Source organism: Leptolyngbya sp. CCY15150 (genome assembly GCF_016888135.1).
GTDB lineage: Bacteria > Cyanobacteriota > Cyanobacteriia > RECH01 > RECH01 > RECH01.
On record NZ_JACSWB010000123.1, the window covers coordinates 23,705 to 36,217 of the forward strand.

The window sequence follows — 12,513 nt, forward strand, 5'->3', positions numbered from 1 at the left end:
AACCAGCAATTCTCAGTATGAACATCTTGCATGAGCTTATTGAGAACAGTGTCAATAGATTGCTTGAAAAAGCTCATTCTTTCGTTCAGGATTCGGCAGATTGGGCAAGCTACTGGTCAAAATGAGAATTGCTGATCCATAACCTAACGACCTATTCACCCATGACCTCTGCCACACCGCCCCTATCCAACCTGTTGAAAGACCATCCCGACGCGATCGCTGCCCTAGTCTGCGCGATTTTAGTGCTCTTGGGATGGCAAACTCTGGCCATGGGCTGGATTGGCGTCGGCCTGTTTATTTTGACGGCAGCCTACGTCATCGGCGGCTTTGACAGTGCCCGCGACGGCATCACCACGCTGCTGGATGAAAAAGAACTGGATGTCGATCTGTTAATGATTGTGGCGGCCTTAGGGGCGGCAGGGCTGGGGCTCTGGCAACAGGACTACTACTTGATGGTCGATGGGGGCGTGCTCATCTTGATTTTTGCCATTAGCGGCGCACTGGAAGGCTACGCCATGCGGCGCACGGAGCGCAGTATCCAGGGACTCATGAGTCTCACCACCGATACGGCTCGGGTGATCGTTCAGGGGCGGGAAACTCAGGTGGCGATCGCTGCCCTCCAGATTGGCGACCAGGTTTTGGTGAAACCGGGAGAACTGGTGCCCACCGATGGAATTGTGGTGGAAGGCAGCAGCACCCTCAACCAAGCCTCTATTACTGGGGAATCAATGCCTACGGAGAAAAGCATCGGTGATGAAGTCTTTGCCGGCACGCTGAACGGCAGTGGAGCCCTGCAACTGCGCATTCATCAGCCTCCCGAAAGTAGCTTAATTCAGCGGGTGATCCGTCTGGTTCAGCAAGCCCAGCAGGATGCACCGCCGTCCCAGCAGTTCATTGAACGGTTTGAACGCGGCTATGCCAAGGTGATTGTGGGGGCGGGGATTATCCTGGGCACCTTACCGCCGTTTCTCATGGGCTGGAGCTGGGAAGAAACGATTTATCGCGCCTTAATTTTCCTGGTGGTTGCCTCCCCCTGTGCTCTGATGGCCTCGATCATGCCGGCGCTGCTGTCGGGAATTGCCAACGGTGCCCGCCATGGGATTTTGTTCAAAAATGGGGCGCAGTTGGAAAAACTTGGCAATGTACAGGCGATCGCTTTTGATAAAACCGGCACTCTGACCACCGGCAACCTGCAGGTCGTTGATAGCCTCGCTGTTCCCCATCAGTCTCCAGACCAAGTCCTACGGATAGCTGCCGCCTTGGAAAGCCTATCAGAACATCCTATTGGGGCAGCGATCGTCCAAGCAGCCCGGCAGCAGCATCTCACTTGGACAACCGCCAGCCAAGGGCAGGCCCAAGCCGGACGCGGCATCGTCGGGACGGTTGATCAACAACCAGCACTGGTGGGGAATGCCACCTTTGTGCGATCGCATCTGCCGCACTTGGATCCAACTCTGATCGCCCAAAGCCAGCAGTGGGAAGCTGAGGGAAACACCGTCGTATGGGTCGCTCACGGTGGGAAGCTATTGGGCATCATTGCCGTGGCCGATACCGTACGTCCTGCAGCGGCGGCAGCGATCGCCCAGTTGAAAGCTATGGGCATCAAGCATATCGTCATGCTCACCGGCGATAATTCTCGCACCGCCCACCACATTGCTCAGAACATTGGCGTAGACCAAGTGTATGCCGATCTGTTGCCGGAAGGTAAGGTAAGCGTTATCAAGCAGCTACAGACCCAGTATCAAACCGTGGCGATGGTGGGGGATGGCATCAATGACGCACCAGCCTTAGCCCAAGCATCCGTCGGCATCGCTATGGGACTTTCGGGCAGTGATGTGGCGCTGGAAACGGCTGATACCATCCTCATGGCAGATCGCCTAGAGCATCTGGAACGAGCGATCCGTCTTGGTCGGCGAGCCCAGAGCGTGGTCAAGCAAAATATTGCGTTCGCCCTTTTCTTTATTATGGTGCTCCTGATTGCAAACTTTATGGGCAACATCACCTTACCCCTAGGCGTTCTGGGACATGAGGGATCCACAGTCATTGTTACCTTAAGTGGATTACGCCTGTTGAGAGGTTAAGGTTTAGAAGGAGCGATCGCCCCTTAGGTTGACATCAGGATGATGACAATAGAAACCATATCCAATCATTGAGTTGGCAGACAATTCTTTATCTTAATTCAATGAGCTGTGATGGGCACAGGACAACTCCTCTGCCCATCTTACAGGTGCTGTGAACTCATCCTCTGAGGCTGAATCTGAGAGATCAGACTCAATCCATCGTTATCGAATCGAGGGTTCACGATTCTGCTCTGTCTCTAGGGCAGGGGTCAGTTTGCTCCGGGTTTTACGGCTCCAACGAGGGTCATGGAGCAGCGTGTAGAAACAGGGAATAATAAACAGCGTCAGCAGCGTAGCTAAGGATAATCCTGAGAAAACAACGATCCCCAGAGGCTGCAAAAACTCTGATCCTTCTCCTATTCCCAACGCTAAGGGAAATAACCCCAGCACTGTAGTAATCGTGGTCATCAAAATAGGACGCAGTCGCTGGGGGGCAGCTTTCAAAATAGCAGCCCGATGGGAAATGCGATCGCGATCGCGAATTTGATTGGCTAACTCGACCAAAATAATGGCGTTGTTAACCACAATCCCCACCAGCAGCACTGCACCCACAATCACCGTGGCCCCGATCGCTGTTTGCGTGACAAACAGGCCGAGAATGCCGCCAGCTAAGGCTAGAGGTACTGCCAACATAATCACCAGCGGATCGATCAGGGAGTTGTACTGCACTGCCATGACCACAAACACCATGAACGATGCCAAACCACCCAGCAGTTTCAGCGAGTCTTGCAGTTCCTGAGCCGTTGCCGCACTGGCACTGGGTAGGCGCGTGATACCATCCGGTAGATCCAGGTCAGCCAGAATCCCATCCACTTCAGCCAAGGCATCACTTAGGTTTGCATCGCTTGCTAGGCTACCGGCAATCAGGAACACCTGACGTTGATTGATCCGCTGGATTTCTCCGGGAGCATTGCCGGTTTCAATATCAGCGATATCACCGAGGCGCACCTGCTGCCGTTGGCTAGCAAAGAGGGGAATATCCCGCAGTTGCTCCGGTCGCTGCACAGCCCCTGGCTCAAGCTGCACCCTAATATCCACAAGGCGATCGCCCCGCTGCAGTTGGGTGGGTACTGATCCATTGAGAGAGGTTTGAATCACATCTCCCACATCTTGGGTGCTCAGCCCCAAATCAGCGGCTCGTTCCCAGTCTGGGCGAATTTGGATTTCCGGCTGAGGATCTTCCCCATCAGAACGATAGCGGGCTAAGCGTGCATTGGCATTCAGCGCGTCTAAGACCTGACGTCCTGCCTGCTCTAAGGCTTGGCGATCGCTGCCCTGTAGACCCACATCCAGATCAGAGCGCACGGGAGAGTTGTTGAGCACCAGCCCCCGCACCGAGCCCGCCGACACCCGAATACTCGTGTCAATCAAGCTGAGTTGGGAAAACTCCTGCTCCATGCGCTCTACAAAGGCCAACACATTGCTACCCGGCTTTAGGGAGACAGTGCTTGACCCTCGCAGGGCATTTTCACTGGTCGAACTGCCAAATAAAGCGCCACCAGCCGTTGTAAACGCATAGTCTGTTTCCGGTTGCTCTAGCAACAAGTCATCGACGATCGCCATCACCCGCCGATTGGCTTCCAGGGTCGTGCCAGCGGGAAGCTGCACCCGCACATCGGCTAGCCCTGTATTAATCCGGGGCAAAATTTCCTGGGGAATGCGGCTGACCATCATCAGACTACTGCCTACCAAAGCCACCACAGCAATGGTTAATACCGGAATACGATGCTGCAACACCCAGGTCAGAACTTGGGTATAGCGTTGAGTCAAACCTTCAAGGCGCTGACTAAAGGCCACAATGGGGCCCAGGTTCCTGACGCCGCTGGTGGTCGGCACGGTTAAGAGCCGCGATGCCAAGGTTGGCACCACCGTCAAGGCCACGAGCAAAGATGCTGCGACGGCAAAGCTAATGGTGAGAATCAGTTCATTGAACAGCAGGGAGATGAAGCCGCCAATCAACAAAAAGGGCAGCACCGATACCAGGTTAGTTGTTGTGGAGGCCAACAGCGCCGACTCTAGAGCCTGGCTGCTCTCTTGGGCCTGAGCGATCACCCGTCGCTGGGCATCGCGGCGAGACCGCCGACTGCTGCGCACCACGGCCACGGCGGGCTTAGCATCTTTAGAAATGTTTTCCAGCATGACGATGGCATTGTCTACCACAATACCTACACCTAACGCCAAACCACCCAGACTAAAGACATTCAGAGATAAGCCAAACAGCCCCATCATCATGATGGACGCAAGGGTGGCCAGGGGAATAGCTAGAACAATAATGAAGGTTTGCCGCAGGGATCCTAGGAACAGCAGCACAGCTACAGCCGCGAGGGTAGCTCCTGTGAGACCAGAAATTGCCACATTTTGAATCGAGTTATTGATGAAGCGCGATTCATCCAGAGTGGCCGTCAGCAGCATATTTTCAGGAATTAACCCGGTTGCCCGCAGGCTGTCTAGACGGGCCTTCACCGCATCCACCACCTCCACCGTATTAGCGTCGGATTGCTTTTGAATACTGACCTTCACTGCGGGCTGTCCGTTCAGGAGTACGAAGATCCGCTGTTCTTCCGTGCCGTCCTGCACCGTCGCCACATCTCGCAGATAGACACGCTGGGGTGGGTCGCTATCGTCCACCTGGATGGCTAGATTGCGCACCTCATCAGCACTTTGGAACTGGCCCACTAGACGCGTCAGGGTTTCTTCCTCACCGCCCCGCAGCCGGCCGCCCGAAATATCCTGGTTGCGATCGCTGAGGGCGCTGATCACATCACTCACATTCACCCCAACTGCCTGCAGGCGCTGCAAGTCAACATTCACCTGCACTTCTTCCGATAGACCACCGGATATATCAACGCTAGCTACCCCTGGCACTTGGACTAGCTCCCGCGCTAATTCTTCATCAGCAAAAATCCGCAGTTCTGCATCATCGAAGGAAGGCGAGGTCAGCGCCAGCTCATACACCGGCAGTTGGGATGGATCAAACTTAAACAGCCGAGGCGTACCAATGGTATCCGGCAAGCGATCGCGGGCCCGGTTGAGGGTAGCCGTAGCGTCGTTGAGAGCTTGATCGACATCACCGCCTGGCTCAAAGAATAAATCCAGGCTAATCCGTCCCTCTCTCGTCTGGGAAAAGATCTGCACCACGCCTTCGGTGGCCGACAGCGCTTCTTCTAACGGACGGGTGACTTCATCGACCGCCACCTCTGGGGCGAGCCCGGGCGCATCAATCCTTAGACCAATGCGTGGATAGGTAATCGAAGGCAGCAGATCCACCGGTAGTTGGGTAATCACGAAAAAACCCAAAATAATCGTAGCCACCGTCAGCACCAAGGTACCGATATGCTGTCGGATGGCAAGGCTACTCAGACCGGTTCGTTGGGGAGATTGAGACATGATGACTTGCGTGAGGAGTGGTCAAGAATGCGCCTAAGATTGGGGCTAGCCCTAACCTCCGGCGACAGGTGAATGAGACCGTTCAGCCGCCCTTAGGAGTCTGATAATAAACTTCGCTGTACGGATTCTCCCGCCTGCAGCGGTCGGTTACTGCGAATCACGTAGGCTTCCCCTAGGGTTAACCCATCTAGGATTTCAACTTGGCCATTACGGCGATCGCCCACCTGTACCGTACGGGGCTGCACCGTTGCCATCTCCCCCTCGCCAGTGACAATAAACACCACCGAACCGTCACCCTCGCTCACCTCCAGGGCCGTTTCTGGCACCGTCAGGGCTTGGGAGGCCACGGCATCAAAGCGGACACGGGCAATTAAACCGCTGCTGATTTGACCATCGGTATTGGGAATGGCGATGTACACCGGAATCAATCGCGATGAGGCATCAGCCACGGGAGAAATCCGGGTGATTTGCCCCGTTAACGACGACCCAACAAAGGCATCCAGTTCCACCTGCACAGATTGCCCGACCCGCACCTGACTGCGATCGCGATCGGATATCTGAGCCACTACCTGCATATCTTGGAAGTCACCCAGTTGCAGCACCTCTTGTCCAGACTGGATGAAGTCGCCTGGATCGGCCAAGCGATCCAACACCACACCATCAATAGGAGCCACAATCGTGGAATAGGACAACCGCTCCTGGGCCTGCCGCACCAATTCTGATTGAACCGCAACCCGCTGCTCGGCCGAGGCGATCGCCTGTTCCCGAGTGCGCACCTGCTCTTGGGCTGATCGCAATTCCTGCTGGGTGGTGCGCAGGGTGGTCAAGGCAATTTCTGCCTGCTGGGTAGCGATCGCCCCTGCTTCCGCTAGACCTTGAAAGCGATCGGCATCAATCTGGGCCTGTTCTAGGGAAGCATTCACCTGCTCCACCCGCGCTAAGGCATCCGCCACTTGAGTTTCAGCCTGGGCCACCTCAAACTGACGGGCGGCTAACTCCGCCTCCGCCTCTCCTACCTCAGATTGCAACAAAGCATCATCTAAGCGCGCTATCACCTGCCCGGCTACCACGGGATCCCCAGCATCCACCGTCAAGCTCAGCAACTGACCATCCGCACGCGATCGCAGGGAAATTTGCTGAGCCGGTTCAGTGGTGCCGGTGTAAGACAATAGACCGTCATCGGGCTCTGTACCAGCTTGAGCCACATCGACAATTGCCACCGATTCCTCTGAACCTTCCGACGAAGGGGCTTGCCCTTCCACAACTCGTCCACAGCCCATCGGCAGCCATACCATTGAAATCAGCAGCAACGTTGCTGCCCAAGGCCGATCCCGTTGCTGGTTCAGTGGTTTACCCATGTGTTTCATCCTCAGTCGTTCCACAACACTATGCGCCAACCTAAATCCTGTATTCATCGCCCAACGGTGAACTTCTTGATGGAGGAGCGCTAGCGATCGCCTCCTCTCCCAAGCATCACGCTTGGCATGATAGCGTAGCTAACTATTCTTTATTAAGTTTTTAGAATCTTCTTGTTGCCATTCTACAGCGCCCCCTAGAAAACGATCGGTTAGTCCAATACTTTTATGGAGCGATCGCCCAGAAACCGGCCAGAGATTGGACGAAGACTTGAAAGTGAAAGAATTGTTATTGAAAGATACGGACATCCCATCCGGTTGGATTTAAAGCTGTAAGGATTATTGACACAGATGCAGGGCTGGCTCCATGATCTGAGCGCCCATGCTGAGATCACATCCGGCTAGACGCGCTACTCATTCAGGGCGGCCATCCCCGACAGCGCCGTTTAGGTTCATGACTGTCCACCGACTCGGGAATACAAGCGCTCATAGCCCCCTAGGATCAACAGCCAGACAACGACAATGACCCAGTGCACCAAGGCGATCGCCCACAGGGAACCCGTCGCAGCATAGACCCCTGTGCAAACCAGACCTAGCCAAGCGGCAAGCAGCAGAAACGCTGGCTGGCGAAAGGTTACCGCCCCCTGACGAAACAAGGTCAGACCGTTCAGGGGATGATACAGCACAAATAATCCCACACTCAGCAGCGTCCACAGCAAAAAGGTTTCGACCCGTACTGCTTCTCGGGGATGGGGCAACAGCAAGACGCGAAATAGGCCTTCTTCTAGCAATGCTGGCACCACTAAGGCTGCGAGGGCAACCCGCAAACACTGCCAAGCCGACAAGGGGGTTCGTTTCAGAGAAGGCCTGGTCAAAAAGCCTAGTCGCCAGCCCAGGGGCAGGGCGATCGCCCCATACACCAGCAGCCCAAACAGCGCGATGCCTAGATCCGCTGCTGTCGGACGGCGCAGGCTTTCGATGGCTCGGGAAAAGAGGGTGGGAATCACCCAATAACGCCCAAATAATTCCGTGGGCGCCAGGGGAGCGATCGTGGCATCCCAGCCGCCCACCTGATTGGTGCGCAGCACCCAAACGCCAGCTCCCTGCTCCAAGAAACTGTTGACGAGCTGATCGTAGGCTACTCGTGGAATTACGGTGCGCCAACTGAGCAGTTGGGTCACCAGGTTATTCTGGCGTTCAAAGATAGGCTGTGCGCCAGCAATGGCATTGGCATTATGCTGCCAGTCGGGACGAACAATACCCACAGGTACCAATTCTCGACGCAGGCGATCGCCCACTTGCACCAAACGCTGAAACCGCTGGGTTTGCGGATCGTTAGGGTGCTCCCGCAACCATTGCTGAATCGCCGGTGTGGTTGACACCTGCTGAGTGATGGTCTGAATCGTTTTGTACAAGGCTTGGCTGGAATCTTGCACACAGGACTGGGCCGGCGTCACAATGGCAGCCCCCGTACCGTCCCCAGTGCGGTAGCGGGCCATCATAATCTGCAACTGGCGGCGGAGCTCATCCATCACCGAGAGCTGGACGTCACCGAAGCGATAGTCCTCGGTGACCGCATCCAGCTTGATCAAGACATCCGATACCGGGCGCGTTCCCAGCCAGCCCGCTTGCAGGCCGCCCATGTAGTTCTCCCAGGCGATCGCCCCAGCAATGATGCCGTTGGGGTTATGGGAATAAACCTGAAAATAGTCCACCTGAAAGCGCAGCTCATCGGTGAAGCGATCGCGGATCAGCCTAGCCGTACCGTAGGCAAAATGTCCGGTCACGGTTCCCAAAACAGCCGGAGTTTCTGCCCTCTCGCCGCCAATGCCCCCAAACACATGCACCACTAAAAAGCGATCGCCCTCTTGGAAGTCCGGCTCCGGCTGGGTGCGATGCAGCCAGGCCGTTTGCACGGTGCCCTTGCGGCCGGGGGTATCTTGCCAATTGCGAAAATTAATATAGTTATGGGGGCGATCGCGGCCAACCCAACGCTGCTCGGAGGTCAACTCATCGGGATCGTAGCGCAACAAGGAGCGGGGAGCGATCGCCTGGACAACAAAAACACCCTCGGCATTCTGCGCCCCGTAGATATACCAGCCGGCTTGCCCCGCAGGAGATTGGTGTAGCTGATGGGGCGTGGACTGAAAGATGTCGTAAGCGGGTAGCACCTGGGGAATACGCACCGTCTCCACCGGGCCATCAAATTGCCCGGTGCTGAGGTTGTAATGGCGCACCTGCATCTGCTCCGAGGCGCAAGGCGGCCCAGAAGGGCAGCGATCGGGACGATCCTCTGCGCTCGGGCTTGGCCCCAGCACCTGCACCAGTCCGTAATATCGACCGATCACCTGGGTGGGCATCTCCGAGATCTGCAGCACCAACGGTTCACTGACCTGAAGCAGTTCCCCAGGTGGCAGCGCCACGATCACGTCGTCCTCAGGATGGGCTCCCGCTAGAGACTGCAGCGGCCCCACCTGCGGCCAGCCATCTAGTCGCTCCGGATGCACATTACCCGCTTGGATGCTCTGGCGGGTTTCGTCGGTAAAGGCAATGGGCTGGGTGACGGTCTGCAGGTAGGTTGCTAGATCAGGACGATCCTGCCACCGCAGGCGGGCTCGCCGCCCCACCCAGTCTGGTTCTGGAGCATTCAAGATCTCCAGCCAGACCCAATCCCCAGCCTCTTGATCAACTTGGCTACGATCAGGCAAGATCAACCGTCCTACCCAATCTGCCACCGGCTGATACAAGGTTTCATCAACAGCTTGCTGCACAGGATAGTAGTCGGGATGGTTGAAGTCCGACTGTTGGGCGATCGCATACCGAGACAGCGTCGGCGACGTTGCCATCACACCCCCTGCCCACAGGCAAGCCACCATGCCCACGATCACCATCCAACCCCAGCCTCTGCGTACCCTCATCCTGTTCATCCTGTGCTGACCATCGCCCTGATCTTGGCATACTCCAAACCTGAGATCTCAGTCTGCGAGCAGCAAATCCACCAGCGCCTGGGTAATGGGATAGCGGGTTTGCCGTTCAAAATGGATAAACATAGGACTAGGATTGGCTTCCAGAAACACATATTGGCCATCCGGACGGCGTCGCCAGTCGATCGCCGTCCAGTCTAACCATAGGGCCCGGGCGATCGCTCGACAGTCTTGCTCCACAGCATCCGGCAAGGTTAGGGGAAGCAGTTCCGCTTGGGCATCTAGGCGGAAATCTAGGGACGGACTGCGAATTTCAGCCCCATAGACGCGATCGCCAATCACGTAGGTGCGGATGTTGGTGCCGGGAATGTATTCCTGGAGAGCGATCGGCGCACAGGATAGCGCAAGCTGCAGGCGTTCGGGCTGCAGATGTTGCGGCGTTAGGGGCTGGATATAGGCTCCCCCATAAACCGGCTTGAAAATCACCTTAGCGTGGCGCTGGGCAAACGCCAGCACCGCCGCCGGATCATTGCCCACCAGAGTATCGGGAATCGTTATTCCCAACTGATGCACTACCCCCAACTGGCGAGGTTTTTCCTTGTGGAACTGGTAGGCCCGCCAAGAATTCACCCAGCGCGTTGACGTGCTCTGCATCACCGTGCGCAGAACGGCCATGGCATCATTCCCCGCAATCTGACGCTGGTCATCGGGTAGCGAGGGCACCTGTATCGGAGCCAAGCTTCGCCAAAACACGCTGCGGATGCTCTGCCAGTTCCATCGCTGCCCAGACGGCAAGGTCAAAAAGCCCTCGGACGTCTGGGGCGACCATGAAACACGGAGCTGGGTCGGAAACTGGGCAATGTCAAGGTAGTCTACGTCAGTGCCCGTCTGAGCGATCGCCTCCCGCAGGTGCGCCGCATGGACATCCTTAGAGTTGCCCAGAATGAGGATCTGCATACCCCAGTCCGCTATTCAAAACGCCAGATGATAGATCGGACTCATCAAGCCAAGGATCTACTCCACTCTGAAACTCGGTCGTTGCGCCGCCTTCTTCACCCAACGCCAAGGTAGTCACCACTTCATCTCCATCTCCCATGCCCCAGTCACCGCCTTCTTCACCCAGAGCTAAGGTGGTGAAATCGGGTTCAGAGCCAGGCTGTCCGATAATCGGATCGCTGTCTCCAAGAGCATCCGACGTTCCATCCGACGGGGGCCAGGCATCATCACCCCCCTCTTCCCCCAGGGCAAGGGTGGTAAAGCGAATCAAATCGTCCCCTTTGTCTCCCCCCTCTTCACCCAGAGCACGGGTTGACATCTGCATATCCTCGTAGCCAGTCAGGCAATCGCCCCCTTCTTCACCGATCGCTAGGGTCGTGGCCCAATCATCATCGAGCTCAATCAGCTCACCATCGACCGGCTGGAGATCATCGCCACCTTCCTCGCCGATCGCAAAGGTTGTAGCCCAGCCATCACCGCCTTCCTCGCCGATCGCTTCGGTTGTAGCCCAACCATCGCCACCTTCTTCCCCTAGGGCCAAGGTTGTAGCCCAACCATCGCCACCTTCTTCCCCAGATGCTTCGGTTGTGAGCACATCATCATCAACCGGCAGCCAACAGTCACCGCCTTCTTCCCCAACCATCCTAGTCGTAGCCCAGCCATCGCCGCCTTCTTCCCCTAAAGCTAGCGTCGTAGCCCAGTCATCTCCAATCTCGTCAGGAACCTCGCCTTCAACAACGCCAGGCTCGAAAAAACGCAGCACAATTGGCTCTAATTGCTGGTAGATAGCCTCAAACTCTTCTTCCCCAGCCAAGCCATGCTCACTCAGCAGATCACGAACCCATTGCTGCAAACGATCCGCCGTTAGATCCGTAGAGGAAGCGATCGCCAAGACCTGCTCCTGAACGGCTGGATCGTCGAACAGAGCCACAGCCCGATCGAAAAGGCGCGGGGTCAAGTCAGGAACAATCTCACCAAGACGTGCCTCCCAGTCGGGGAGGGCGCGGGACAAATCAGCAAACGACAGGCCAAACGGATGAGAAAATGTGGTACTCATATTGCCCTAGGTTAAGCAAATGTAACGATTACGTTCGTCCCTACAGAGATCATCTCAACAGTTCATTCATGCTGTCCGTCGGTGTGCAAACCTAGGACTAGCCTTGATCTGAGGAGTTATGCAACCTGTAGAATAGTGTCCAGCAAGATAACGGCACCCAGTATGACAGCACTTGGGTACCCAACAATTCGAATGACGTGAAAACCCTACCTTCGATAGATGGGGGTCAAGCACATCATCGCTAGCATAGAAATAAGACAGACAGACTTGAGACGTAGCCCTAACCGATGTTGTTCCTCAGGTCAGTTCATACCCCGATTAGTTAGGTCACAGGCTCACCAACTGCGATGTGACGTGGTGGCCGTGGATGTCCTTAGGCATAGGGATGGGGATGAATGTCTGGATGCAGTTATCGGAGATACGAGACAATGTTGGCTCATTTGATACAAAAACGCAAGCCTTTGCTCCCGTTCGGGGTAGCGATCGCTGTTTCCCTTGGTCTAGGGGCGATCGGCGCTACGCCTGCCTTAGCTCTATCGCCATCCTCGATTAGAATTGACAGCCAAGATGGGGTTGACGTGGGAGCATCCCACTTTCGACAAAATAGTCAACAGGCAAGCTGCCCATTGAGGTAGGCACAACGCAAACTCAACATCGCATTGACAGAGGCCGTA

Annotated in this window: 6 protein-coding genes; 1 reads left to right on the top strand and 5 read right to left on the bottom strand. The window is 55.9% G+C overall.

Annotated features, from left to right (window positions below; translation table 11 throughout):
• The first annotated feature begins 161 nt into the window (after positions 1 to 161).
• On the top strand, positions 162 to 2,081 hold the full coding sequence (locus JUJ53_RS02660; RefSeq protein WP_204150431.1) for a heavy metal translocating P-type ATPase: 1,920 nt from the start codon (positions 162 to 164) through the stop codon (positions 2,079 to 2,081).
• Positions 2,082 to 2,282: 201 nt separating this feature from the next.
• On the opposite strand, the gene JUJ53_RS02665 is transcribed toward JUJ53_RS02660, so the two are convergent.
• The 5 genes from JUJ53_RS02665 to JUJ53_RS02685 form a co-directional block, all read right to left on the bottom strand.
• Positions 2,283 to 5,507, bottom strand: coding sequence for an efflux RND transporter permease subunit (locus JUJ53_RS02665; RefSeq protein ID WP_204150432.1), 3,225 nt, complete (start codon positions 5,505 to 5,507; stop codon positions 2,283 to 2,285).
• A gap of 92 nt (positions 5,508 to 5,599) precedes the next feature.
• Positions 5,600 to 6,865, bottom strand: coding sequence for an efflux RND transporter periplasmic adaptor subunit (locus JUJ53_RS02670; protein ID WP_204150433.1), 1,266 nt, complete (start codon positions 6,863 to 6,865; stop codon positions 5,600 to 5,602).
• A 449-nt stretch (positions 6,866 to 7,314) separates the two neighbouring features.
• Positions 7,315 to 9,780, bottom strand: coding sequence for a CPBP family glutamic-type intramembrane protease (locus tag JUJ53_RS02675; RefSeq protein WP_239124725.1), 2,466 nt, complete (start codon positions 9,778 to 9,780; stop codon positions 7,315 to 7,317).
• 57 nt (positions 9,781 to 9,837) lie between these two features.
• Positions 9,838 to 10,743 (bottom strand): hypothetical protein, encoded by a 906-nt coding sequence (locus JUJ53_RS02680; protein WP_204150434.1) that lies wholly within the window; start codon positions 10,741 to 10,743, stop codon positions 9,838 to 9,840.
• Entirely contained in the window at positions 10,715 to 11,839 is a 1,125-nt protein-coding gene (locus tag JUJ53_RS02685; protein WP_204150435.1) for a hypothetical protein, read from the bottom strand. Before JUJ53_RS02685 ends, JUJ53_RS02680 begins: the two co-directional genes overlap by 29 nt.
• Positions 11,840 to 12,513 lie beyond the last annotated feature (674 nt).